General features: G+C 36.6%; 25 protein-coding genes. 16 read left to right on the top strand and 9 right to left on the bottom strand.

Annotation, left to right across the window (positions count from 1 at the left end):
• Nucleotides 1–160: 160 nt before the first annotated feature.
• The 5 genes from PLEUR7319_RS0103940 to PLEUR7319_RS0103920 form a co-directional block, all read right to left on the bottom strand.
• Nucleotides 161–1,273, bottom strand: coding sequence for a phage tail sheath subtilisin-like domain-containing protein (locus PLEUR7319_RS0103940; RefSeq protein ID WP_019503900.1), 1,113 nt, complete (start codon nucleotides 1,271–1,273; stop codon nucleotides 161–163).
• A gap of 21 nt (nucleotides 1,274–1,294) precedes the next feature.
• Nucleotides 1,295–2,554 carry a phage tail sheath C-terminal domain-containing protein gene (locus tag PLEUR7319_RS0103935; RefSeq protein ID WP_019503899.1) on the bottom strand — a complete coding sequence of 420 codons (1,260 nt, stop codon included), beginning with the start codon at nucleotides 2,552–2,554 and terminating at the stop codon, nucleotides 1,295–1,297.
• Between the two features lie 120 nt (nucleotides 2,555–2,674).
• Entirely contained in the window at nucleotides 2,675–3,409 is a 735-nt protein-coding gene (locus PLEUR7319_RS0103930; RefSeq protein WP_019503898.1) for a carboxypeptidase regulatory-like domain-containing protein, read from the bottom strand.
• Nucleotides 3,410–3,411: 2 nt separating this feature from the next.
• Nucleotides 3,412–3,987 carry a DUF4255 domain-containing protein gene (locus PLEUR7319_RS0103925; protein ID WP_019503897.1) on the bottom strand — a complete coding sequence of 192 codons (576 nt, stop codon included), beginning with the start codon at nucleotides 3,985–3,987 and terminating at the stop codon, nucleotides 3,412–3,414.
• 89 nt (nucleotides 3,988–4,076) lie between these two features.
• A complete protein-coding gene (locus PLEUR7319_RS0103920; protein ID WP_019503896.1) occupies nucleotides 4,077–5,036 on the bottom strand; it encodes a hypothetical protein in 960 nt (319 codons plus the stop codon).
• 579 nt (nucleotides 5,037–5,615) lie between these two features.
• Between PLEUR7319_RS0103920 and PLEUR7319_RS0103915 the strand changes: the two genes are divergently transcribed.
• Nucleotides 5,616–6,326: an IS6 family transposase gene (locus PLEUR7319_RS0103915; RefSeq protein WP_019503895.1), complete on the top strand. Its 711-nt coding sequence runs from the start codon at nucleotides 5,616–5,618 to the stop codon at nucleotides 6,324–6,326.
• A gap of 276 nt (nucleotides 6,327–6,602) precedes the next feature.
• On the opposite strand, the gene PLEUR7319_RS34200 is transcribed toward PLEUR7319_RS0103915, so the two are convergent.
• A protein-coding gene (locus tag PLEUR7319_RS34200) for an IS5 family transposase (protein WP_144054247.1) occupies nucleotides 6,603–7,425 on the bottom strand; the annotation gives its coding sequence in 2 pieces (ribosomal slippage) (nucleotides 6,603–7,013 and nucleotides 7,015–7,425; 822 coding nt in all).
• A gap of 447 nt (nucleotides 7,426–7,872) precedes the next feature.
• Between PLEUR7319_RS34200 and PLEUR7319_RS42500 the strand changes: the two genes are divergently transcribed.
• Both PLEUR7319_RS42500 and PLEUR7319_RS0103895 read left to right on the top strand, forming a co-directional pair.
• The gene (locus PLEUR7319_RS42500) at nucleotides 7,873–8,166 is read left to right on the top strand and encodes a hypothetical protein (RefSeq protein ID WP_019503893.1); all 294 of its coding nucleotides are present in this window, start codon (nucleotides 7,873–7,875) and stop codon (nucleotides 8,164–8,166) included.
• Nucleotides 8,167–8,200: 34 nt separating this feature from the next.
• The gene (locus tag PLEUR7319_RS0103895; protein ID WP_019503892.1) at nucleotides 8,201–8,887 is read left to right on the top strand and encodes an IS1 family transposase; all 687 of its coding nucleotides are present in this window, start codon (nucleotides 8,201–8,203) and stop codon (nucleotides 8,885–8,887) included.
• A gap of 25 nt (nucleotides 8,888–8,912) precedes the next feature.
• Here PLEUR7319_RS0103895 and PLEUR7319_RS34190 read toward each other — a convergent pair whose 3' ends face one another.
• Entirely contained in the window at nucleotides 8,913–10,262 is a 1,350-nt protein-coding gene (locus PLEUR7319_RS34190) for an AAA-like domain-containing protein (protein ID WP_019503891.1), read from the bottom strand.
• Between the two features lie 335 nt (nucleotides 10,263–10,597).
• Between PLEUR7319_RS34190 and PLEUR7319_RS42495 the strand changes: the two genes are divergently transcribed.
• Both PLEUR7319_RS42495 and PLEUR7319_RS43275 read left to right on the top strand, forming a co-directional pair.
• A complete protein-coding gene (locus tag PLEUR7319_RS42495; RefSeq protein ID WP_019503890.1) occupies nucleotides 10,598–10,756 on the top strand; it encodes a hypothetical protein in 159 nt (52 codons plus the stop codon).
• Nucleotides 10,757–11,187: 431 nt separating this feature from the next.
• Nucleotides 11,188–12,453: a calcium-binding protein gene (locus PLEUR7319_RS43275; RefSeq protein WP_019503888.1), complete on the top strand. Its 1,266-nt coding sequence runs from the start codon at nucleotides 11,188–11,190 to the stop codon at nucleotides 12,451–12,453.
• Between the two features lie 24 nt (nucleotides 12,454–12,477).
• Here the strand turns inward: PLEUR7319_RS43275 and PLEUR7319_RS43060 are convergent, their stop codons facing one another.
• On the bottom strand, nucleotides 12,478–12,603 hold the full coding sequence (locus PLEUR7319_RS43060; protein WP_019503887.1) for a hypothetical protein: 126 nt from the start codon (nucleotides 12,601–12,603) through the stop codon (nucleotides 12,478–12,480).
• Nucleotides 12,604–12,887: 284 nt separating this feature from the next.
• Here PLEUR7319_RS43060 and PLEUR7319_RS0103865 point away from each other — a divergent pair, with 284 nt between their 5' ends.
• Nucleotides 12,888–13,667: a DNA-binding response regulator gene (locus PLEUR7319_RS0103865; protein WP_019503886.1), complete on the top strand. Its 780-nt coding sequence runs from the start codon at nucleotides 12,888–12,890 to the stop codon at nucleotides 13,665–13,667.
• A gap of 84 nt (nucleotides 13,668–13,751) precedes the next feature.
• On the opposite strand, the gene PLEUR7319_RS0103860 is transcribed toward PLEUR7319_RS0103865, so the two are convergent.
• Nucleotides 13,752–14,690, bottom strand: a complete 939-nt coding sequence (locus PLEUR7319_RS0103860) for a hypothetical protein (protein ID WP_019503885.1) — start codon at nucleotides 14,688–14,690, stop codon at nucleotides 13,752–13,754.
• A 241-nt stretch (nucleotides 14,691–14,931) separates the two neighbouring features.
• On the opposite strand from PLEUR7319_RS0103860, the gene PLEUR7319_RS0103855 reads away from it, so the two are divergent.
• From PLEUR7319_RS0103855 to PLEUR7319_RS0103810, 10 genes are all read left to right on the top strand, one after another.
• Complete coding sequence (locus PLEUR7319_RS0103855; RefSeq protein ID WP_019503884.1) at nucleotides 14,932–15,267, top strand: NHLP leader peptide family RiPP precursor; 336 nt, start codon at nucleotides 14,932–14,934, stop codon at nucleotides 15,265–15,267.
• Nucleotides 15,268–15,369: 102 nt separating this feature from the next.
• Nucleotides 15,370–16,818 carry a radical SAM family RiPP maturation amino acid epimerase gene (locus PLEUR7319_RS0103850; protein ID WP_019503883.1) on the top strand — a complete coding sequence of 483 codons (1,449 nt, stop codon included), beginning with the start codon at nucleotides 15,370–15,372 and terminating at the stop codon, nucleotides 16,816–16,818.
• A 134-nt stretch (nucleotides 16,819–16,952) separates the two neighbouring features.
• Nucleotides 16,953–17,249 (top strand): Nif11-like leader peptide family natural product precursor, encoded by a 297-nt coding sequence (locus PLEUR7319_RS0103845; RefSeq protein WP_019503882.1) that lies wholly within the window; start codon nucleotides 16,953–16,955, stop codon nucleotides 17,247–17,249.
• A gap of 111 nt (nucleotides 17,250–17,360) precedes the next feature.
• Nucleotides 17,361–17,669: a Nif11-like leader peptide family RiPP precursor gene (locus tag PLEUR7319_RS0103840; protein WP_019503881.1), complete on the top strand. Its 309-nt coding sequence runs from the start codon at nucleotides 17,361–17,363 to the stop codon at nucleotides 17,667–17,669.
• Between the two features lie 36 nt (nucleotides 17,670–17,705).
• Nucleotides 17,706–18,965, top strand: a complete 1,260-nt coding sequence (locus tag PLEUR7319_RS0103835) for a nif11-class peptide radical SAM maturase 3 (protein WP_019503880.1) — start codon at nucleotides 17,706–17,708, stop codon at nucleotides 18,963–18,965.
• A gap of 12 nt (nucleotides 18,966–18,977) precedes the next feature.
• A complete protein-coding gene (locus PLEUR7319_RS41180; RefSeq protein ID WP_019503879.1) occupies nucleotides 18,978–19,148 on the top strand; it encodes a hypothetical protein in 171 nt (56 codons plus the stop codon).
• Nucleotides 19,145–20,563 (top strand): cache and HAMP domain-containing protein, encoded by a 1,419-nt coding sequence (locus tag PLEUR7319_RS0103825; RefSeq protein ID WP_019503878.1) that lies wholly within the window; start codon nucleotides 19,145–19,147, stop codon nucleotides 20,561–20,563. The genes PLEUR7319_RS41180 and PLEUR7319_RS0103825 overlap by 4 nt, the downstream gene beginning before the upstream one ends.
• A gap of 36 nt (nucleotides 20,564–20,599) precedes the next feature.
• Nucleotides 20,600–21,391: a MinD/ParA family protein gene (locus PLEUR7319_RS0103820; RefSeq protein WP_026102288.1), complete on the top strand. Its 792-nt coding sequence runs from the start codon at nucleotides 20,600–20,602 to the stop codon at nucleotides 21,389–21,391.
• Complete coding sequence (locus PLEUR7319_RS0103815) at nucleotides 21,388–22,527, top strand: hypothetical protein (RefSeq protein WP_019503876.1); 1,140 nt, start codon at nucleotides 21,388–21,390, stop codon at nucleotides 22,525–22,527. The genes PLEUR7319_RS0103820 and PLEUR7319_RS0103815 overlap by 4 nt, the downstream gene beginning before the upstream one ends.
• 62 nt (nucleotides 22,528–22,589) lie before the next feature.
• Entirely contained in the window at nucleotides 22,590–23,687 is a 1,098-nt protein-coding gene (locus PLEUR7319_RS0103810) for a cyclic nucleotide-binding domain-containing protein (RefSeq protein ID WP_019503875.1), read from the top strand.
• Nucleotides 23,688–23,706: the final 19 nt, after the last annotated feature.

The following is a 23,706-nucleotide window of genomic DNA, read 5'->3' as shown; positions in this document are numbered from 1 at the left end:
AATTGAATCTCCTTAATATGAATGTTTTTTTGAGTGTTGGGTAATGGGTGGTGGGTTGTAATCTCTAACCCCTATGCCCTATGCCCTATGCCCTATGCCCTATGCCCTATGCCCTATGCCCTATGCCCTATGCCCTATGCCCTATGCCCTATGCCCTATCTCAGTTAAAGCCATGCAAAATACGAACAACGATAAATTCTCCGGGTACGGCAGCAGCCAAGCCGATTTCAGTGACTACCTTTCCGATCTCTCTAACCTCAGCAGAGTTAGTTTCCTCATCGCATTTAACGTAAAAAGCCTCTGCTGGCGATCGCCCTTTTAATGCTCCCTGTGTAAATAGACCGTTAAAGTAAGCTGTCAGATCCCGCCGAATATTTGCCCATAATTCTGTGTTGTTGGATTCAAACAAGTAAACTGTCATATTTTGTTCGATCCAACGTCTCACTGTAAGAAAGAGTCGCTGTACGTTGATATAACGCCAGTTAGGATTTGAGTTGAGAGTTCTCGCTCCCCAGACTCTAATTCCCCGTCCTGGAAAAACTCTGAGGCAGTTTACTCCTTCGGGGTTGAGTTGTGACTGTTGGGCATCAGTTAAAGTAATCTCCAATTCCAAAACCCCTTGGAGAATTTCGTTAGCGGGTGCTTTATGTACTCCAGCGCGATCGTCACTACGGGCATAAATACCAGCAAGATGACCGCAGGGTGGGATAAGATAACCACTTTCTTGGGAACGAATCCAGGGATAATACAAAGCACCATGAGTGGCTGTTAATCCTTCCTTTTGCTCTAAAACTTCTGGTATGTCGGCTTGAGGTAGAGAATCGAGAATTGCAAAGCGATCGCCGAAACGATGACAATGATTTAAGATGGCTAATTGCTTAGTTCGTACTTCCTCTCGATTTATGTCTTGTAAAGATAAAGCCATAATATCTGGCGCACATACTAGATCGATCGCGTTCAATTCTTTTAATGCTTCCAGACCATCTTCTAGAGCTTTTAAACTAGAGTTTTTTAACCCTACTACGTAACACAAGCGACCGCCATTTTGGAAGAAACCCTTTACCGCATCAGCTAGATAACTATTAGATGCAGGTTGACCGAAGAACGTTTCCAACTCAGACCACAATCTTAATTGCTGCGGAACATTAACAGTAATGTTTTTATCTGAAGTATTTACAATTCCCAGAAAAGCGGGTACGCCAGTATCAACGTCTACTTTAGGTTGAGGAAATATATCCTCCTTATCCTTATAAATTCCTGGTGCTTGATACATAACTATTTACCTTCGCAACCATCAATTATTTTCCGACCCCGTCCATTGAGTAATGCGGAAAATAACAAACTCCGCTGGTCTAACCACTGCTACGCCAATTTCCGTAATAACTTGACCTAACTCGCGTACTTCAGGGGGATTAGTTTCTTCATCACATTTGACATAAAAAGCTTCAGCAGGAGTATTGCCAAATAAAGCCCCGTCTCGCCAAACGTTAGTCAGAAAAGCTGTGATATTACGGCGAATTTTTGCCCATAGTTTATAATCGTTGGGTTCAAATACCGCCCACTGAGTACCCTCTTCAATTGATTCCCGCAGGTAAAGTAAGACGCGACGAACGTTGATGTATTTAAACTCTCCGTTGGCATCGCCACCAATAGTACGCGCCCCCCAAACGCGGATATTGCCATTCATATCGCGGATACAGTTAACACCTTGAGGGTTCAACCCTTCTTGCTGATTTTTACTGATTTTGTACTTTAGACCCAATGCACCCATCACTATTTCGTTAGCAGGAGCTTTGTGAACGCCTCGATTAACGTCGGTACGAGCATAAATACCTGCTATATGTCCACTAGGGGGTACATATATGTGTCCGTTACTATCTGAATTTAGATTTTTCTCTACCAAATCGTTAACTTCAATCCAGGGAAAGTAAAAAGCAGCATAATTTGAATACTTTGGTAAAACATTTGTTTCATCATCGTCATCTTCGCTAGGAGGATTAAGCTTGATTAAATCCAAATTGCCGTCATCATCAACTACTTCCTCTGGACTATCGAAAATCGCAAAGCGATCGCCTGTTGTTTGTTGACAGTGAGTTACAATATTGTCCCGTACAACTTTATTGGTAATACCAGGAGCAGCAACAATAGCAATCTCATCGATAACTGCCAATTTTTTCTCTAAAAATTCCGCAGTAATGTTTGCTTCATCCAAAACAGTTACCACATAGCAACGCTTACCGCCATTATTGAAAAAACCGTAAACTGCGTGAGTTAACATATTGTGCTTTTCGTTATCGGAGAAGCCACCAAAAAATCGCTTAAACTCACTGAAGTTTGTACATAGTTTCACCTCTCCAGGATCGGCTAACTTATCCCGATCGCGTGTTATTTCCTTTAATTTAGTTGTATAAGTTGAGGTATCGTTCTCTAGAACTCGGAACGAATCTGGCATGATCCCAATGAAACCTGCCGTGGAAGTGCTAACTCCAACTATTGGTTGAATGAGTGAAGGTATCTCTTCAACATATACTCCTGGTGCTTTATACTCTGGCATGATATTCCTTAAATAAATTGTTTGTTTTTGGATGTTGGGTGCTAGGTGTTGGGTGTTGGGTGTTGGGGTTTAGATGTCGGGTTGTAATCGATTTAACCCCTATCCCCTAACCCCTATTCCCTAACCCCTCAAACCAGTTGTTAAGTCAAAATTCAAAGTCTTTTGTTCCCCAGATCGAGAGAGTAAAATTTTCTTTTCACTTGGTTGATATCCTTTTGCCCGAACTAAGATGATGCGCGATCGCGCAGATGACTCTAACTCGCTGAAAATATATTCCCCTTTACTGTTACTAAATGCGCTTTCCTGACTACCTTTAATTCTGACTTCTGCTAAAGTTATCGGTTCGGCATTGTGGGTAATTTTGCCTGTTAAATTGGTCGATGGCAGAGTTAGATCGGCAACGGCGATTTGAGTATTACCGCGATCGCTTACGGTTACAGTTTTTATCGAACCAATACCATAACGTCTAGTCATATTAGGCATTGAAGCCTGCAAACTGTACTCCCCTGGAGGTAAGTTAAGGAAATAAAACAGACCATCACCGGCAGTTAAGGTAACATCAGTTCTGAAATTTGTTAATATCTGACGAGCAGTCAATAAGTCTAAAATAGTCCGTGCAGCTTCTAGCTTTTGTCTCTTACTGAGAGAAGAATCCTTAAGGGTTGTACGTGCTTGCTTGACTTCTGTAGTTTCATTAATTGAGACAACTAACTTGGCTGTAGTGACAAGAGAACTAACAAAAGTTTCTGGCGCATCGATAATCTTGACTTGAGCCATAGCGATCGCCCGATTTGTTTGAGAATTGTTAACTTTGCCAGCTATGGCAACTCGACGGTTAATTATTACTTTTGGCACGATTAATCCTCCTGTAATCTTGAGGCGATCGTAATTTGGTGTTCTGTAGCCAATCTTGCTTCTACAGGGACAAAGGGATTTACGCCAATGGTTACAGTGTAATGTAATGCTGCTTTTGGCTTACCTCCCAATGCTTGCCAAAACTCCCCCAGGCTTTGTAATTTGGCTGGCTGTAGGGCACTGGTTGGCAGTGGAGGTTCTTGTCCTGCTAAACTACCCGTTAGCACGCTATCTGGAAGCGTGGGATGGCGTAGTAAAACTTTCATAACTTCTCCCAGTAAACTGTGTTCGCTTTCTGCATCACCCGACCAAGCTGTCACCATATAAGAACAGTCCACACGCACGGGCGGTAAATTTTTCTGCACAACTCCATTAGGTTGTCGCCGAATAAACCACTCGTTATTACGCAAATCTCTATTTTCTTGAATGTCATAAAGAAAAAAATTGACTGTTCTTTGGTTAGGAGGATTAAATTTGTCATCTGGCGTATCAAAGACCACTGTTACCGAATCAGACAAAACCCCTAATAATTCAGCTTCCAGCAGTTTTTTCAGGCTATCATCTAAGTCTCTAAACATAAGTTTTTACAATTAGGGGTTAGGTGGTAGGGATTAAGGGGTACGGAAGAAATAACTCCAACGCCCAACACCCAACACCCGACACCCTTTCAAATAGCAACAGTATCTTGATATCTCGCAGGAGGTTGATCGTTGCAACCATCGTCTTCAGGTAACTCAACATCTTGTGCTTCTCGCACAAAGTCCTCTGCACGGCTCTTTTTAAAGTCTCGGTAGTTGGTAGCTGCTTTGTCTTCTTGTTCTATAAGTTCGATCCAGTTCTTTTGCCAGTGAAAATATTCGTAGGTTCTCAGACAATAATTCTGCAGATATTTAGTCAACATACTCTTGAGCCATTCGTGGTCTTTTACTTCAGTCCCAGGCTGTCTTCGTCTTTTGGATTCATCTGATTTCAGTTGTTTGACTTCACACAAAATAGAATCAAATTCAAGACGATAAGCGTATAAAGCTTTATAATTTTCTTGGTCGAGAAGTACTTCTGCTTGTTTATAAATCTTGTCAAGTTCTTTGAACCAATTGTTTATGGTGTCCTTATATTTTTTAAAATTGTCAAATTCTTGCTCTGCTCTTTTTTTCAGTTCAGAAGCGCGATCGCGACAACATTTTCCATTTTTTAACTGTTGTTGAGTGCGTTCCCATTCAACCTTAAGACAATTTTCTCGATCATCATAGTATTTTTCTCTCAACTCTTTGATAGCTTGCCTAAATTCTTTTCCAGGGTTATCAATATCATCAGACCAGTTAACTAGCTTTTTATATTGTTCCTCAGCTTTGGGTAACTTTTCTCTAATCCAAGACGGATACTCCTGTTGATAATCATCGACAATTTTGGGAATTTCTTCTTGGTATTCTTTATCAAGAATTGCTAAATTCTTTTCTAAATTCTTAGTTGCTTCCGAAGTAGGATTGGTTTCTAACTCATAATGGAGTATTTTTTCTAGTTCGGGAAGCAAACGTCCAATTGTAGAACATTGCTTGAGTGATTCTAATTCTGGAATTGTACAGAGAACAAAGTTTTCTTCATCTTTGGAAGTGGCATTAGCGTACATATATTTTAACCCTACAAACTTCTAAAATTTTAAGAGCCAGCAATTTCTGAAGAAAATTCAACTTGCTGTTTTTAATCTACGTTTTATACTAGTAAGATTTCTAGTCTATTAATCTCATGTATTTCATAGTAAAACTCATATAAAAACTCATAAAAGCTACAGTTAGCGAGGGAGCATCCCATTTTGGTAGGGCAAACGCATCTAAATTATCAGTAAAACGAAGTTAAAATGAGTTCTAGATTTCAAATTATCTATCCTTTAGCTCTCATTGAGCGGGTTGCAATGTAGAAAATTTTTATTTTTAATAGAGGGTAAACCCTGGTTGACGGACAAAACTCAACAAGCCATGTAGGTAATGGATTTAACCGTAAACTCTCGTTCCGATACTGTTCGGTTAAGCCAAAAAGATGAGTTAATGAGAGTATTCGTACCCGAAATAGTATGGAACTCAAACCTTTAACTCGTATTGCTCCAAAAATCCAAGTAAGTGAAATATTTCCGGTTCTGTCGCAAAAAAATGAGAGTTAACGTGTAGTATAGTGAAAATCACTAATAGTATCCACGACTTCGACTCTTCTGATGAATTCCAAAGAACCTTTCAAATGGCGGCATTTTCAACAAGAAATTATTTTGCTGAATGTTCGTTGGTATCTTCGATATCCTTTGAGCTATCGTAATTTAGAAGAAATGATGTTAGAGAGAGGTTTAAAAGTAGATCATTCTACTATCTGCCGTTGGGTTCTGACTTATTCTCCCGAAATAGAGAAAAGAACTCGTCGTTTTCTCAAGCCTACCAACGATTCTTGGAAAGTAGATGAAACCTACATTAAAGTGAATGGGAAATGGAAATATCTGTATCGCGCCGTAGATAGTGAGGACAATACTTTGGACTTTATGCTCAGTGCAAGAAGAAATAAAAAAGCAGCAAAAAGGTTTTTTAAAAAAGTACTAAAAGCCAGACAAAACAAACAGCCTAGAGTTATAAATGTAGATAAGAATGCGGCTTATCCTCCAGCCATTGATGAACTTAAAGAAGACAAACTCTTAGAAGAAAATAGTGAATTAAGGCAAGTTAAATACCTCAATAACTTAGTGGAACAAGACCATAGAGGAGTCAAAAAAATTACAAATTATGGTCTAGGATATAAGTCATTTTACACAGCTTGGAGGACAATTAGAGGCATTGAAATTATGCACGTAATCGATAAAGGTCAGGTAGAAGGAGTTACTAAAAAGGATGTTTTAGGTCAGAAGAAATTTGTTGAATCTCTCTTTGGGATTGCTATCTAAAAAATCAGATAACCATCGGGTTATTTTGTCTTTCTCTACTTTTTGCGACAGAACCGAAATGTTGGCAGGTAAGAACTCTTGCAAAAATATTTTGTGATCTGATAAGGGGTTATTTTTGTTTGAATTTTTGTTGATTGAAATAGTAAGAATCGAGCTATTTTTTTCGATTAACTATTATTGGGCGATCGCTATATTAAAAATTGACAGCAAAATCTATTTCAGTAATTAATTGATTACTGAAAAAATTGGAATAGTTTAATTTTAAAACCGCGATTATTAGGCTAATTCATGATTATAAATACCAGCAATTAAATTCGCTCTTAAGCCAAACCTGCGATGCCGATTTCTATATCGATACGACAAAATTTTAAAGATTTTTAAACGACGATTAATATGCTCAACAGCAATTCTTAATCGATTTAATTGACGATTATATTTTTTCTGTTCCTTGGTTAATTTTCCGCCTCGGGGTTTTTTGATAGGGGTTTCACTATTCCCATGAATTTTAGTGATTCCTTGATATCCTTTATCCCCTATAACTTTAAGCAATTGATGAAATCTTACCTGACTACTTTTAAATAATCTAAAATCATGAGTTCTCCCTTTTTCATGATCTAGACATATTATCTTTCCTGTTTTTTCTCCAAAGACTACTTGGGTTTTTAAAGTATGCTCTCCTTGTTTTCCACGCATTAAATCTTTTTTGATGTTTTTTGGGTCTTTCAATTGGACTTTCCATGACATCCATTAAAATTAATTTTTCATTAAGAGCATTTTTCAATAACTTTTTCTTCCCTGGTAAACTGAATTTTCGAGATTGAATTAAAATATTTTCAACTTTTTTGACTATACGACATACTGTAGATTCGGCTAGTTTCCAATCTTTTGATATATGAAAGTAGGTTCGATATTCTCTCCAGTATTGAAGTGTTACTAAAACCCGATCTTCAATAATTAATTTGGCTCGACGCCCTGGTTTTTTCTTCTGTTTTTCTTCTGCTTTTACCAAGCGTACCATTAACCGAAAAGTTTGTCGTTTAACTCCAGTAAGCCGCTTAAATTCTCTTGACGGAAGTTTAATAGCTTGCCAATATTTCATGTTTGATTAATAAAAAAGTAAAACTTCTTAGCATACCACAAAATATTTTTGCAAGAGTTCTACTCTTTTCCAAAGATGCCGTGAAAAGTCAGGTTAAGAAAACTGGGTAATGTAACGGTAAGATGAACCAGGAACCTGAGTTAAACGAACTAGAAAAACTCAACCAGTTGTCAAAAAAGGAACTGGTGAAGCTCATACTGAGTCAACAAGAAATCATCGAGCAGCTAAAAATAGAAATAGAGAAGCTAAAAATAAGCAGAAGCCTAGACAGTAAAATATCGTCAAAGCCTCCATCATCAGATTTACTCAAAAAACCAGAAAGAAAAGAAAAGTCATCGTCTCAAAAACCGAAAAAAAGTACCCGGGGGGCAATTAGGACATCAAGGGAAAACAAGAAAAGGATTTGGGCGAGTAGATCGCTGCGAAGTACTCAAAGCAGAAAAGTGCTTGAGTTGTGGAGAACTGTTAGCCTCAGCAGAATCAATCAAGATTGAAACCAACTCAGCAGCAGTATTAGTAGAAAGACCAATAGAAATAGTTGAGTATCAACGTCATCACTCTCTATGTCAGTGTTGTGGAGAAATAACATCGCCACAATGGTCTCATCAGATTGTACCAGGACAAGACTTGGGAATTAAGTTACAGGGATTACTAGGATGGCTAGGAAACTATGGGCATCTACCCTATAAAAAGCAGCAGGAACTATTGCGGGCATTGCTGAATAGAGAGTGGATTTGTTAAAAAGAAAGAGTAGAGAAAAACTCTTTTGATGAATATGAAATGTCCTCGGTGTCAATCTGACAATACGCAAAAAGATGGTCATGCTAATGGCAAGCAAAGATGGGAATGTAAGGATTGTGGTCGTATTTTTCGGGACTCTTATTCCAGCAAGGGTTATCATCCTCAAGTCAAGAAAATTTGCCTCAATATGTACCTAAATGGCATGGGATTTCGAGGTATTGAAAGAGTCACAGGAATTCATCATACAACTATTATAAACTGGGTCAAAGAATCTGGAGAAGAGTTACCAGAAGACGAATCGGGAGAACCAGAACTTGCTGAGTTGGATGAATTACAAACTTATATTGGTCGCAAAACCGATAAAATTTGGATTTGGACAGCTATTAATCATCTTGCCCCAGGAATTATTGCTATGGAAATAGGAGATCGAAGTGGTTCAACTTTTAAGCAACTTTGGCAAAGAATTAAAATTTGGGATAGTCGAAAGTATTTCAGTGATGGATACTGTATCTACGCGATTTACATTCCATCAAGCAAGCATCAAGTTTTGCCGAAAACCAAGTTAACCAGAGTCGAAGGGGAAAATACCAGATTAAGACACTACTTAGCAAGATTACATCGAGCCACTTTATGTTATTCCAAATCGATTCAAATGCTGAGGTATTCCGTTAGACTTTTGATGCATTATTTAAAATTTAAACAAATTCCTATTCCTGTTTGATCCACTCTCTATTCAGCAATGCCATTTATTTGAGGTGCATAAGCCAGGCAGTGTTGCGAAAATAAAGTCGGTAAAGCTCAAAACTAATTTTAACTTTTCCTTGCTGTCTTTTGATTAGACCTAAACGGTAAAGATCGTTAGCTTCTGTAGTATTTATTTCTAACCAATCTTCAGTATTTACAATTTCTCGATAAATATCTTCTAAATTAGTGACCTCTCTCAATTGTCTATGCACACTCTGTAAATGCTCGTAATATATTCCTTCAGTATAGGGAGCTTGTTTCAGTAGTTTTTGAAGAGAAGTAATTTCCTTTTTCAAAGCATTAAATGTAAGTGTAATTAGATGAGGATGACCTCCTACTAAATCCATGACTGAAGCAATTTCTGTTGGTTCTAATGATAATGAATAATATACATTAGCTAAATCTGTCACTTGCTCAAAAGTAAATTCAGGCAAATTGATGAATGTTCCCACATTGTCAAAAGGTGACTGATTTTTAGGTAGATTTATCGATGGCTCAGTGGAATAGGCTAAAACCAAACGAATCTTGCTCCATAAAGGATTGGATTTCCCTTGTTCGTGCCAAGCTCTTAGTAATGAGAAAAAATCGATAGAAATTTCTTCATAGGGAAAAAGGTGATTTATTTCATCAAAAATTAAGACTAAAGGTTTGTCTATTACTTCGAGAATATAATCTTCAAAAAAATCGTTGCATAAAGTATTTGCACCTAAAAAAGAACTTTCCCAATGCTTGGCAATATTAGCCTCTAAATTCAGGGCATGAATGACGTTAGCGCAGAATGTCTGAAGAAATGTTTGAAGATTATTTAAAACAGCATGATCAGCCATTACTCTCATGTCAATAGATACAACATGGCACTCTCGTTCGGCAACAGACTTAATTCTCGAAAGCAGAGATGTTTTTCCCATAAATCTTGGAGCTTTGATTTTAATTAAAGCGAAGGGCTGAAGAACTTCTTCATCGCAGATGCTTTCAATTGTTCGATTACTTCTGTCCTGATCTATGCGTTCTAAATAGGGCGATTGGTTTCTATAATCTTTTTCTGGAGGCTTTTTCATTGCCTCATTCAGAATTTCATTAATAGTGTTCTTGGTAACTCTTCTTTCTAAAATTTCTGAAAGACTATTCCAAAGATCGGCTCCATATTCTCTGATAGTTTGTTCATCTAGATATATAGCATCTCCCATTTCTCTGTAAGTTTGAGGTTGAGGCGGTAGAGAAAATCGTAAAATTGCTGTTTTACTATCGCTTAATGGTTCATCTGTATGTTTCAAAATAAGTTCGCGAGCAAAGGATACTTTTTCCTCTCTTGTAAATTCCTCTCTTTCGTTTTCTTCTGCAAATGAACTCATTAAAAGCATCACTAGGTAACTCCAGTTAGATAAATTATATGGCTTGTAAATAAAGGCTTTTGAGCCTCATCGATAACGTCTGTCTATAAATAGTAGGAACAACACTTAAAACCAAAAATCCTACAGATTACTACAACTGCTTTAATTAACTGATTAGATCAACCTATATTTTCCTACAGAATTACGAAATATATGTTGCTATCGTTAATTCATAACAAGCATCTAGAGAAAACAAAATGACTCAAAAACTTGACCTTTTCACTGCTTGGTAAAAAATGAAGCTTGGTTTAAAAATTAACTTCATATCAAAAAAATTTATCTGAAAAGGAAAAATAATGACTATTTTTAAAAACAATCCCAAAGAAAAGCTCTTCTCTAAATTACAGTCAGAAGAAGCAAAAGTAATCACAGGAGTTAGACTTGTCTCCTCAAGAAGCTATTATTTTGATTATTTAATAGTAAAATCAAAGACATTTCAAAATAATGCTGGGTAAACTGTCAAATTTAGTTAGCTAAAGGTGGATTCAGATAAGCTGAGATTAAGAATTTATTATCTTCAAGTCCAGAACATGAACTTTCCACACTGTAATTCCATAGCTGTCTCTCAACTTCATAGGGTTACATATTTGGGCTGTTAAATGTTCTGATGCAAAAGCTATCGTCATACTTTTAATGAGCGCAAAAAAAAATTCTCCAAGAAATAGAAAAATTAGAAATCCTATTTCATGATGCTTAAACACAAAAAAAAGTTTATTTGACAGAGCTTTTGAATGATTTTGGCTATCTAGTTCTGACAAATTCTAAATTCTCTGAAGATTTGACTTATTTTCCACTTAGTTGATTCATCGCATCTATGCAGAGGTAAATATCGAAAAATTTCTTAATCAATAAATTGCAAAATCATATTTTGAACAAGAGGTTTGACATGGACGAAGAAATGAATCTGTTTATTGAAGGAACAGAAGGAAATGACGATTTGAGAGGAGGCGCAGAAAACGAAACCCTTTCAGGAGGATTAGGAAACGATAGTCTAGCTGGACTTGAGGGAGATGATCTAATCCTAGGTGGTATTGGGGAAAGAAATGATGAAATTAATAGTGATACTCCAATTCTTGATGGAATTGCATCTTTCGAAGCTGAAGGTGGCAATGATACTTTGAATGGTGGTTTGGGAAATGACTTTTTATATGGTGAGGAGGGAAACGATCTCCTGTTTGGTGGAACAGGAGATGATGTACTTTATGGGGGAACCATTCGTCAAGATGAGTCTGGTATCTTCAATAATTTTATCGGGGGTAGAGATATCCTAGAAGGAGGGGAAGGTAATGATGTATACCTTTTATCTCGTGAATTTTCCGGTGGTAGTGAAATTGTTGACGTTTCAGGAGAATTTGATACTTTAATTATTGAGGATTCCACTAGTGACTTTGATGCAATACGTAGTTCTTTTTCAACCATAGAAGTTTTTGAAGATCCTGCTACCTATGGAGATTCTGCGATCGCATTATCCTTACCCCAAGAAGGCATAGTAGGACTGTTTAAATCTGATACAGAATTAATTATCGATCTTAACCGTGATGGTGTAGCTGAACCTGCTGACGACTTAACTGTCTCTAATTTTTTTGATGCAGAGGGCAATCCTGGTTCTGGCTTTATAGAGTTCATCAACAATGCTAATTCCCTAGATATTATTGACTTTTTTGCCGAGCAAACTATCCCTGAAGTTGCCGGAGATGAGGCAGAAATAACTGTCTATCGTTTTTTTAACAATAATTCAGGAGTTCACTTTTATACAGTAGACGAAAATGAACGAGACTCCGTTCAAAATTTAGATCACTTCAGTTTTGAAGGAGAATCTTACAATGTATTAGATCCTCTGTCTGGGGCAGAGGGAGCTGTTCCTGTCTATAGTTTTCTGAATCAAGATACTGGGGTTCATCTTTATACTACTTCGGAAACAGAAAAAGAAGCTGTTGAGGAATTGGATAACTTTAGCTTTAAGGGTGAAGTTTTTTCTGCATTCGATACCCAGATAGAGGGAACAATTCCCATCTATCGCTTTTTCAATGCCGATACAGGAGCACATTTTTATACTCCCTCGGCAGCAGAAAGGGATAACGTAGAAGACAATCTAGCTGAATTTGAGTACGAAGGAATTGCTTATTTTGCTTTTCCCACAGAAGAATTTTGACGAAGAGGCTTAGAAATAACAACCTCATTGAACTCTTCTAATTAAATTACGGCGATCGCATGTGTCGATATTAAGAAAATCTTCACCGAAAGGACTATCCTGCCAGTGTTTTTTTAGTTCTGAAACTGTAGTTAAAATTAGTTCTTGCATTGCAAACTTTCGTCCTTCTCATCAGGCGATCGCTCAAAAGATGCCCTAAACACATATTTGTCATGATCTCCAACACCGAGCCATTTCTTGAAAACAGCTTGAAGCCTTTAAGTTCGAGCTGGTATCTACCTTCAATGCTGATAATTTCACAGATGAGATACATGGCAATAGTAATAATGATACTTGGTTAAATTTTGCAAGTAATACTTTTCCATATTTCATCAATATTCATCGATTAAATCCTCACATTTACGCATAATCATCCAGAATTTAGAGTAAGAATAATGATAAAAGTTTTAGTGATTGAAGATGAAATAAAAGCCAGAGAAAATTTCCTAGGATGTCTGGAAACAGGAGGATTTAAAGGAATTGAAGCTACAGATGGCTACATGGGAGTTCAAAAAGCACAAGAGCAACTACCAGAATTAGTAGTTTGCGATATTCTTTTGCCAGAACTTAACGGTTACGGAGTACTCAAAACCTTACGCCAAGAACCGACTACAGCAATTATTCCCTTTATTCTATTAACGAGTAATATTAATAGGGCGGAATTCCGACAAGGTATGCAATTAGGAGCAGACGATTATTTATCAAAAGCTTCTACAGAAGAGGAATTTTTGGGAGCGATCGCGGCACAGCTAAGAAAAAGAGAAGCCCTCAAAGAATTTTACACAAAAAAGTATAAGCGATCAGAAATTAAGCCTGAAACTGAGACTAATTCGATTTTACCTTCTTCTCAAGATCCGAAAATACAAGAAATTTTTGACTATATCGAAGCTCATTATCAGGAATCAATTAGCTTGATAGATGTGGCAAATGCAATGGGCTATTCTAAATGCTATCTCACTAATTTAGTAAAACGTCAAACAGGAACATCACTTCATTGCTGGATTATCAAACGTCGTCTGGCTGCTGCTGAAGCTTTACTTAAGGGAACTAATTATTCATTAGAGACGATCGCTGAGGAAGTAGGGTATTTTAATCCTAGTCATTTCTATCGTCAGTTTCGTCAATATAGAGATACGACACCGAAAGTTTGGCGTAAAATACATCGGGGTTATTAAACGCTTATTTAAGGATGAGCATTGCACTTACTCAAATTATGCAATGCCCAGATATTTTATGTTAGAAAGTTAATATATTCCTTATTACTTTGATGTATGTAGTTTGATTTTTTCCATCCAATTATCTGGAACTTTAAACCCATAACTCCATCTAAAAGTTTTGGATCTATTGACGATACAATGCCAGAATAATCTATCTTTCTGGTTCTCTATTTTAAAAAATCTAACTAACTTTGGTTTATCTTCTAAATCAACTATCTTCTTAGTTTCAGGATGCATATAGCGGAAAAATGAAGAACCGCTTTTTAGTATTTCTGGTTCGTCGAAATCAATTACGTACATTCTCCAACCTGCTGCTTCTTCATTAGTATGCCAAAGTCTGTAGGCATTTGGAGGATAGCAAAAACTACCTGAAAGTTTTACTTCAGCATCAAAAAAATTTGAGAGAATTCTTACTATGTTTAGCTTAGACTGAAAATAATCTTCATAAAGTTCTTCATTAACATAGTTGTCTAAACCTATTAAATGAAAATCACGACGATTAAATTTTTTTTGTTCAGAAAAACACTTTGATTTTATAGAAATATAATCCATAATTTCTTTGTATTTAGCTTGAAAATTTTCTGAATCTGGAGAAATAGAAGTAAAATTTAAATCCTCATCTTTAAATGTTTTGTTAAACAGACTTAGATCAGCTGCGTTAGGTTTTATTTTTATTTTATCTAATTCATTAAGCAGTGCTTTAAATTCTTTTATATCTCTTAAATTAAATTCATAACATTCAGCAGAAAAATTATTTTTATTGTCATATGATTGTTCGAGAGAAATTATATTTTCTTTTTTATTTCTTTTTTTATTGATATACTTAACTACTTCTTCAAGAACTTTTTCATATTCATAATTAGTAAAAAATAGGTTATTTTTACGACCGATATTCGCAACTTCTTTGAAAGCAGTAGTAGCTCTTACCATTTCTTTGGTTTTATTATTTGTCAAAAGTTCAACAACAGCTTTTTTTGACATTACTGACTCCTTGATTATTCTTTTTTACTAGTCTTTCTTCACCAGATAAAAATAATAATATGCATATTATTATTTTTCAATGACATATGTTTATATGAAAAATACAAAATTATATTAATCTTTATGCAAGATTGAAGAAACAAATGCAATTTTTAACTAAATAATTAATATTGATTTAAATAATAAAAAAAAATATATTAATTACAGTAAAATAATTTAAAACCAGAGGAATAAGTAACCTATGGAAAACCAACAAGGCGCAAATCAAAATTCTCAAAAATCAAGAACTGAAATTGAAGCAACTTTAGTTGCAAAAGCCTGGCAAAATGATGACTTTAGACAAGAATTAATGAGCAATCCTAGAAAAGTTTTTGCGAGTGAATTTAATCAAGAAATACCAGAATCTACAAATATTCAAGTCCTTGAAGAATCTAATGATACTTACTATCTAGTCATACCAAAAAAACCTGATGTTTCAGAAGAGTTGTCTGATGAAGCATTAGAAGCTATTGCAGGAGGATGGTATTTTGTTACGAATGATGATGAAGGAGCTATAGTAGGTTCAGATTCAAATTAAATACTCTCTTTTTCCAATTATAAGTGTAGCTATTGCTTGCAGTAAAAAACAAGTAATAGCTAAGAACTTTTAATATTTACTCGTTAGCTTTTTTTGAAAAATATGGTAACCAAAATCAATATTTCTAATAGTAACTCAGATAAGGTTATTTCTTGTACTAAGGATAACCGAAATACAAAATTAGAGAATCCTAAAGAGTTTAAAATAGTACGTGCAAGTAATATAAAGCGTTTTTTAGAAAGATGGACAGCAGATCCATCTTTTCAAAGTTGGGTATCTGCTAAACCTTATGAAGCTATTAATTATCATGGCTTACAAGTTAATTTAAATGAAGTTGAACCTTTATGGGAAGAAAATAGTAGTAAAAAGAATAGTGAGTTAGCCAACATTTTCACGAATCTAAAACAATCTTCAAAACAAACTGAAAGTTCTAAAGAACTTAAACGACTAAAATCTATTGCTGCTGCTTCAATTGAACCCCATTATAAAGCATGGCGTGAACAACAAATCTCTCGTACTACAAGTCAGTTTAAAAAAGGAGTACAAGATGCAATTATGCACGCTCCAGTTTCATTTGAACTTAGTAAAGGATGTTCGATTGGATGTTGGTTTTGTGGTGTCTCTGCTCCTCGTCTGGGCGATATCTTTTTATATAATTCAGAGAATGCGCAATTATGGCGTGAAGTACTGGAATTAATGAAAGAAACCCTGGGGCAGTCTGCTGGTGCTGGTTTTTGTTATTGGGCAAGCGATCCACTTGACAACCCAGATTATGAAAAATTTTGTCTCGATTTTTATGAAACTTTTGGTTTGTTCCCTCAAACTACTACTGCACAACCTCTTAAAGATATTGCTCGTACTCGTTCACTTCTAAAGCTTTCCAGAGAAAGAGGGTGTCCGCTTAATAGATTTTCTATTCTTTCTTTGAATATGCTTGATCGAGTCCATAAAGAATTTAGCGCTAAGGAGTTAGCTTTTGTAAATTTGGTTCTCCAAAATAAAGAAGCAAAAAAAAACAAAGCCAATAGTGGAAGAGTACGTGAAAGAAATATCAGCAGAGGAGAAGAAGATGACGAATTTCCTGAACAGGGAACAATTGCTTGTGTGTCTGGATTTTTATTTAACATGGTAGACCGCAGTGTTAAGCTCATAAGTCCTTGTAATGCAAATGAACGCTGGCCTCTAGGCTATATAACGTATGATGAGGGAACTTTTGATGATATTGATGAGCTGAAAGCTCTTCTTGAAAGAATGATAAGGGATAATATGTCTCTAACAATCAAACCAAATGATGTCATTAATTTTCGTCGCGATCTTAGATATGAAAGTTTTGAAGATGGTTTTCAATTAACAACTAAATTTAAAACTTTTAAGTTCAAACATGATTTTTCTCTTCGTGAATTAGGTGCAATTATTCACAAGGGTAACAGAACTGCTAGAGAAATTGTTTCTATTCTTGAACAAAATAACATTTCTTCCGCTTTCACAAATTATTATCTTAATCTGATGTTTGAGAAAGGAGTTTTGGACGATGAGCCAAAGCTAAAATAATCGCTATTTTCTTAGCATAATTTCATTGAAGCTTAATTTTACTTTTCATAGTTTACGACCGAATAACTATTCTCTAGCTTCATATTGAATAGTAAAAATTTGTCCAATTAATTAATAATCCAGGAGAAAGACTCATGTCTATTGAAAGTGCAAAAGCTTTTTACCAAAGAATGACCGATGATGCATCCTTTCGCACACCATTTGAAGCAGAATTATCTAAAGAAGAACGCCAACAACTAATTAAAGACTCTGGCTATGATTTCACTGCCGAGGAATGGCAGCAAGCGATGACAGAAATTCAAGCTGCTAGGTCTAATGAGGAATTGAATGAAGAAGAACTTGAAGCGATCGCAGGTGGTGCTGTAGCAGCAATGTATGGCGTAGTTTTTCCTTGGGATAATGAATTTCCTTGGCCTAGGTGGGGGGGATAATACTTAGCCTTTGGCTATTAAAGAGTGCCTTCTCTAAAATAGCCAAAAATAATAAGCTTTGCAAAGGTTTTCATCCTTTAAAGAAAAGTCCGTAAATTATGGAGAAAAACTATGTCTATCGAAAACGCAAAATCATTTTATGAACGAGTATCTACGGATAAGCAATTTCGTACTCAACTCGAAAATACAGCTTCAGCAGAAGAACGTCAGAAAATTATCCAAGCTGCTGGTTTTGAATTTACAAATCAAGAATGGGAAATTGCTAAAGAGCAGATTTTAGCAACATCTGAATCTAATAATGGTGAATTAAGTGAAGCAGAATTAACGGCGGTAAGTGGTGGAGTTGATTTATCTATTTTTGAGTTATTAGATGAAGAACCATTATTTCCTATCAGACCTCTGTATGGTTTACCAATATAGAATCTCGATTAAATAACTTAACAGACAATAAGATAAATGACTAAAAAATACAGACGAGTTAGTTATGCAGTTTGGGAAATTACCTTGAAATGCAATCTAGCTTGTAGTCACTGTGGTTCGAGAGCAGGGCAGGCAAGAACCAAGGAACTATCTACAGAAGAAGCTTTTAATCTGGTTCGGCAACTAGCCGATGTAGGAATCAAAGAGGTTACTCTAATCGGTGGCGAAGCCTTTATGCGCTCTGATTGGCTAGAAATTGCCAAGGCTGTTACTGAGGCAGGGATGATCTGCGGTATGACTACAGGTGGATTTGGTGTCAGTTTGGAAACTGCCAGAAAAATGAAAGAAGCTGGAATTAAAACAGTTTCTGTATCTATCGATGGTGGCATACCAGAAACCCACGATCGCCAGCGAGGGAAAAAAGGTGCTTGGCATTCTGCTTTTAGAACCATGAGCCATCTAAAAGAAGTCGGCATCTATTTTGGCTGCAATACCCAGATAAACCGTTTATCTGCCTCTGAATTCCCAATAATTTACGAACGAATAAGGGACGCTGGAGCAAGAGCTTGGCAGATTCAATTAACTGTACCTATGGGTAATGCGGCAGATAATGCAGACATGTTATTGCAACCATACGAACTATTAGATATTTATCCCATGTTAGCTCGTGTTGCTAAACGAGCTAAACAGGAAGGTGTTCGCATACAGGCGGGAAATAATATTGGCTATTATGGCCCTTATGAAAGACTGCTGCGTGGTAGTGATGAATGGACATTTTGGCAGGGTTGCGGAGCGGGTTTAAATACCTTGGGTATCGAAGCTGATGGCAAAATTAAAGGTTGTCCTTCTTTACCTACGGCTGCTTATACGGGCGGTAATATCCGCGATCGCCCTTTAAGAGAAATAGTCGAACAGACTGAAGAGCTTAAATTTAATCTGAAGGCTGGGACTGAACAGGGCACAGACCACATGTGGGGATTTTGTAAAACCTGTGAATTTGCTGAACTCTGTCGAGGTGGTTGTTCTTGGACGGCTCATGTCTTCTTTGATCGCCGTGGGAATAATCCCTACTGCCATCATCGTGCTTTGAAACAGGCACAAAAAGACATCAGAGAAAGATTCTATTTAAAAGTAAAAGCAAAAGGGAATCCTTTTGATAATGGGGAATTTGTCATTATAGAAGAACCTTTCAACGCACCTTTGCCAGAGAACGATTTGCTTCATTTTAATAGCGATCACATTCAGTGGCCAGAAAACTGGCAAAATTCTGAATCTGCTTACGCTTTAGCAAAGTAAATATTTTTTCAGATGAACTCTAATCAAATACCAAATAAAGTAGCCACAGCAGCTCAAAAATCAGATGATTCCAGCTCGGTTTTACCTCGTCAGGGTTGGCAAGACAAGCAAGCTTTTATCAAAGCATTAATTAAAGCAAAACAAAGTTTAGAAATTGCTGAAATTAGCAATTTTCTGACATGAAACGTATACATCGGTTATTTTATCCTTCTGCTTGGTCGATCACAGTAAAAGTTCTTGCTGCCTTGCTAGCATTGGCATTAATACCGATGAGCCTCAATTCTTTTTACAATCTGCATCAGGGCTTAAAAAATGCGGAAGAGTTAGAACAACAAAAGCTAGAGCTTTTAGCAACTCGCGAAGCCAGCCGTTTGGAACGATTGATTCTTGATGCTCAGCAAATAGTAGTTCAAGTTAGTCAGGAAAGTGACGCGAGCGCTTTTTTATCGACGAATAATATTCAGGGACAGAAAGTAATACAGTCCAATTTACAAGGCTTCTTGGGTAATACTACTCACTCTAGCTTGATCTATGATGCAGTCTATCTGATAGATCCAAACGGAGAATGTGTTGCCTCAACTGATGAGTCATTTATAGGCAATAACTATGGTTTTCACGAGTATTTTCGTCAAGCAATGAAGGGAAAAATTTATATTTCTAACTTCTTAAACGAGAATACTAACCAAAGATCGGCAATTTATCTTGCTAATCCTGTACGTGCCTCCACTGGCAAAATTATCGGTGTGGCTGTCATGAAAATAAGGGAAGAATTTATTACCAAGACTTTTAATAGGTTAAATTTAGACCCAAAAAGCTATGCTTTTTTAATCGATCAGATTGGCATAGTTACCAGCCATCCGAATAAATCTTTGCTACATCATAGTCTGGGTAATTCATCTAGGAAGACGCAAAAACAAGTTAAATTCGACCAACACTATAACCGCGACCAAATAGCTAGCCTAGATTTAAAAAAGTTTGCTAAAGATATAGCAGGGACAACAAAATCAGGTTATCTGAGCTATAAGTCTTCTTCCGAGAAACAACGTCAGAGAGTCGGTTTCGCTACTTTAGCAATCAAGCCTTGGATATTGGGAATTAACCTTTCTGAAACCGATTTTACTGCACCTTTAAGATATTTAATGTGGCAAAACTGCCTGAATCTGCTAGTTGTTGGTGCGATCGCGTCAATTCTGTCAATTGTCTTGGCACATAGTATTACTAAGCCAATCAAAGAACTTTCGGTAATGGCAGAAGCGATTGAACAAGATAGCTTTGAATTTGATCGTTTGCTTAAACTTGCCAATAACCAAAACGATATTGGGCGTTTGGTTCGCATATTTATCCATATGGCTCATCGAGTCAAAGCTAAAGAACAAAGGCTCAAGCAAAAGGTAGTACAGCTAAATTTTGAAATTGATGAAGTAAAAAGAGAACGTCAGGTAGCAGCGGTTACAGGAACAGAATACTTTCAACAACTACAACAAAAAGCACAACGACTCAGAAATAGATCTCCTGTAGGCAGAAATATTGAAGCTGAATATTACCAGCAAATAAAGCAGCAAGCGCTAAGAATGAAGCAGTCAACCATAAGTAATTAATCTTATATTCTAAATTTTCCAAGAGGTTTATAAATTATGTGCAAAATAGTCTCAATTCACTCATTCCGTGGCGGTACTGGTAAATCAAATATGGTTGCTAATGTTGCTGCAACTATGGCTCAACAAGGACAAAAAGTAGGAATTATCGATACCGATCTTCAATCTCCAGGTATTCACGTTATTTTTGGGCTAGATGAAGACCAAATAAATCTTTCTCTAAATGACTATCTGTGGGGCAAGTGCAATATTCAAGAGGCTGCTTATGATGTTACTTGTGTTTTTAATTCCGAACCAGTTGATGGCGAACTCTATTTAATTCCTTCAAGTATCAAAGCTGGAGAAATTTCTCGGGTTTTAAGAGAAGGCTATGACGTTGGTAGGTTAAATGACGGTTTTCAGGAATTAATTCGTTGCCTCAAACTAGATTATCTATTAATTGATACTCATCCTGGGTTGAACGAAGAAACTTTGTTATCGATCGCTATTTCTGACGTTTTAGTTGTAATTTTCCGTCCAGATAGTCAAGATTTTCAAGGTACAGCGGTAACGGTAGATGTTGCCCGTAAATTACAAGTTCCCAAGATGTTGCTGGTAGTGAATAAAGTACTATCTGCTTATGATTTTGCAGCCTTGATAACTAAAGTACAACGCAGTTATAAAACTGACGTTGCGGGAATTATTCCTCTTTCAGAAGATATTATTCAACTCGCTAGCAGTGATGTCTTCTGTTTGCGACATCCCGACCATTTTTTTAGTCAGACAATCAGGGAAATTTCCCAGCAAATTGCTAGCAAACCTGAAGCAGTTCTGGCAGGAGAAATTAAGTGAAACTAGAAGAACGTACCAAAATATTGAGAGATTTTGATGCTGATGAACAAGAGGTAGCAGAACTGTTGGCATACAATCAAAATATTTTTCAGCAAAATGATATAAAAACTTTACCTCAGTTTCCTTTAGCATCAGAATCTCATATAGCTGTATGGCAAGAATATGTTACCCAAGCAAAAACACAAAGTAGCTGGGAAACCCTTAAGAATGTTTTGGTACAGCTAAAATTTCCGATTCAATCGGGTATTAGTCAAACTGCATCCTATCGTGGTGCAACTCTTAAAGGAATTGAGCCTAATTTAACGAATGGTTTGATTTTACAAAAGCCAGAAGAATTACAGTTAACTATTCATCAAAGTTTGGCAGGTAAAATACCTGTATTACTAACTACAAACCGCGAAGACTTTGTATCTCTGGTAAGGGCAATAACAAAGCGTAACGAGCCAGTAGCTATTCCCGATTCTATGGGAGCTTGTATGGTAGCTGGCTACAACAACTGGGATAGAATTCGTCGTTATCGTCGGAAATGGTCGGCTAATAATATTGATAATTCAGAATCAGCTTGGTCAAGAGCATTCAAACAACTGATTGCACATAAAGAACTTTATCAAGATAAATTTATCATTCTTAGCGATGGCTTTTACAGTAATGTTGCTCCAGAAGAATTAGGAATATCAAAAACAGAGTGGAAGCGTCTATCTTTAACTATTCGCTTGGAGCATGAATGCACTCATTACTTTACTCGTCGTGTCTTTAATTCGATGCAAAATAACCTGCTAGACGAATTTATTGCCGACTATAGAGGAATTGTTGCTGCCACAGGAAGTTATAAAGCTGATTGGTTTCTTCGCTTTATGGGTTTAGAGTCTTTTCCCCATTATCGAGAAGGAGGAAGATTACAAAACTATCGCGGACAACTATCAGAAGGGGCTTTTACGATTTTACAAAAATTGGTAAAGTCAGCAGCGGAAAATTTAGAAGATTTTGACCGCAACTATGCCCACCAGCTAAAAACTACGGAAAATCAAACAACAATGCTTGTGGCATTAACTTCTGTGACGATCGAAGAATTAGCCTCGTCTCACAATTACCTAAAGAAGAAGATGGAATCTCAACTATCAACTTGTTCAAATTAAACTTACGCTTCAAAGGGCGGAGAATTAGACCCTTATAGAGATTAAAACATGAGAGAAAAATCATGACGGAAATTTTACTCAAGGAATTAAATAATAGCGATATTGAATGGTTGCTCAAGACTGGTCGCCGTCAAGATCTAGCTTCGGGGACTCAACTTGTTCGAGCTGGCAAATCTCTAGATTGCTTGCATATATTAATTGAAGGAAGTTTAGGATCTTATGTATCTGAGATTGATAATAATCCTCTATCCCGTGCTTTTATCGCGCTTAATGACGACCAGCCAACTACAGGAATAGAAATAGCTCGTCTATCTAGTGGCGAAGTAGTAGGAGAAATGTCCTTGATTAATTTGCATCCTCCGATGACGGATATTATAGCCCTAGAAAATTCACAAATTTTGTCTATTCCGCTGTTACAAATTGAAGCTAAGTTAGAATCAGATATTGATTTTGCAGCCCGATTTTATCAAGCGCTCAATATTTTACTTGCCAATAAATTAGAAACGATTATCAATCGCTTGGGTCGCAGTAAAATTGCTCCAGACAATTCAATTAAAGATGTACTATATGTTTTTGGCGAACTCAATGATAGCGATCTCGATTGGTTAATTGCTAATGGCGATCGTCAAAAAATCAAGGCAAATACTACTTTAATTCAAGAAGGTAGACCCATAGAGGCACTTTATATAATCCTTAGCGGTCAAATATCTTTGTCTGTTACCGAAGATAAACGCAATCCTTTAACTCGAATCTTCTCGGCGATCGAAAATAGCTCAAACCCAGAAATTGAAATAGCAAAACTCTCTCAAGGCGAAACGATTGGAGAGACAGCTCTTGTTGATGGCCGCTTGTCTGCGATTAATGCTACAACCACTAAAAATACAACTATTTTGTTTATATCTCGCTCATTATTGTCAGTTAAGTTACAGCAAGATATTAGCTTTGCAGCCCGTTTCTACCGAACTATTTCCGCATTATCGGCAGATAGACTGCAAGGGATGTTATCTCGATTAGCTCACAGTAGGAGAATGTATCACAAGGGAGATTCTCTAGATCATACCGAAACATATGCTGATGAATTAAATAATGTTGCTTTAGATCGAATGGCATTAGCTGGAAAAAGATTTGATTGGATCTTGGAACAATCCAAAGTCAGCTAAAAAGATGATTTTCTGGCTG

Origin of the sequence: Pleurocapsa sp. PCC 7319, from assembly GCF_000332195.1 — a bacterium.
In the GTDB taxonomy this organism is placed as follows: Bacteria; Cyanobacteriota; Cyanobacteriia; order Cyanobacteriales; family Xenococcaceae; genus Waterburya.
The sequence above is the reverse complement of the archived record's forward strand: the minus strand, read 5'-3'. Positions and strand labels throughout refer to the sequence as shown.

Coding starts and splice junctions, on each gene's coding strand:
- PLEUR7319_RS0103860 (WP_019503885.1), bottom strand. CDS start 14,690: ATGTCAAAAAAAGCTGTTGTTGAACTTTTGACAAATAATAAAACCAAA.
- PLEUR7319_RS0103940 (WP_019503900.1), bottom strand. CDS start 1,273: ATGTATCAAGCACCAGGAATTTATAAGGATAAGGAGGATATATTTCCT.
- PLEUR7319_RS0103865 (WP_019503886.1), top strand. CDS start 12,888: ATGATAAAAGTTTTAGTGATTGAAGATGAAATAAAAGCCAGAGAAAAT.
- PLEUR7319_RS0103835 (WP_019503880.1), top strand. CDS start 17,706: ATGACTAAAAAATACAGACGAGTTAGTTATGCAGTTTGGGAAATTACC.
- PLEUR7319_RS0103845 (WP_019503882.1), top strand. CDS start 16,953: ATGTCTATTGAAAGTGCAAAAGCTTTTTACCAAAGAATGACCGATGAT.
- PLEUR7319_RS34190 (WP_019503891.1), bottom strand. CDS start 10,262: ATGAGTTCATTTGCAGAAGAAAACGAAAGAGAGGAATTTACAAGAGAG.
- PLEUR7319_RS0103925 (WP_019503897.1), bottom strand. CDS start 3,987: ATGTTTAGAGACTTAGATGATAGCCTGAAAAAACTGCTGGAAGCTGAA.
- PLEUR7319_RS0103840 (WP_019503881.1), top strand. CDS start 17,361: ATGTCTATCGAAAACGCAAAATCATTTTATGAACGAGTATCTACGGAT.
- PLEUR7319_RS43275 (WP_019503888.1), top strand. CDS start 11,188: ATGGACGAAGAAATGAATCTGTTTATTGAAGGAACAGAAGGAAATGAC.
- PLEUR7319_RS0103825 (WP_019503878.1), top strand. CDS start 19,145: ATGAAACGTATACATCGGTTATTTTATCCTTCTGCTTGGTCGATCACA.
- PLEUR7319_RS0103895 (WP_019503892.1), top strand. CDS start 8,201: ATGAAATGTCCTCGGTGTCAATCTGACAATACGCAAAAAGATGGTCAT.
- PLEUR7319_RS0103935 (WP_019503899.1), bottom strand. CDS start 2,554: ATGCCAGAGTATAAAGCACCAGGAGTATATGTTGAAGAGATACCTTCA.
- PLEUR7319_RS42495 (WP_019503890.1), top strand. CDS start 10,598: ATGACTATTTTTAAAAACAATCCCAAAGAAAAGCTCTTCTCTAAATTA.
- PLEUR7319_RS0103915 (WP_019503895.1), top strand. CDS start 5,616: ATGAATTCCAAAGAACCTTTCAAATGGCGGCATTTTCAACAAGAAATT.
- PLEUR7319_RS0103810 (WP_019503875.1), top strand. CDS start 22,590: ATGACGGAAATTTTACTCAAGGAATTAAATAATAGCGATATTGAATGG.
- PLEUR7319_RS43060 (WP_019503887.1), bottom strand. CDS start 12,603: ATGCAAGAACTAATTTTAACTACAGTTTCAGAACTAAAAAAACACTGG.
- PLEUR7319_RS0103820 (WP_026102288.1), top strand. CDS start 20,600: ATGTGCAAAATAGTCTCAATTCACTCATTCCGTGGCGGTACTGGTAAA.
- PLEUR7319_RS0103920 (WP_019503896.1), bottom strand. CDS start 5,036: ATGTACGCTAATGCCACTTCCAAAGATGAAGAAAACTTTGTTCTCTGT.
- PLEUR7319_RS0103855 (WP_019503884.1), top strand. CDS start 14,932: ATGGAAAACCAACAAGGCGCAAATCAAAATTCTCAAAAATCAAGAACT.
- PLEUR7319_RS0103850 (WP_019503883.1), top strand. CDS start 15,370: ATGGTAACCAAAATCAATATTTCTAATAGTAACTCAGATAAGGTTATT.
- PLEUR7319_RS41180 (WP_019503879.1), top strand. CDS start 18,978: ATGAACTCTAATCAAATACCAAATAAAGTAGCCACAGCAGCTCAAAAA.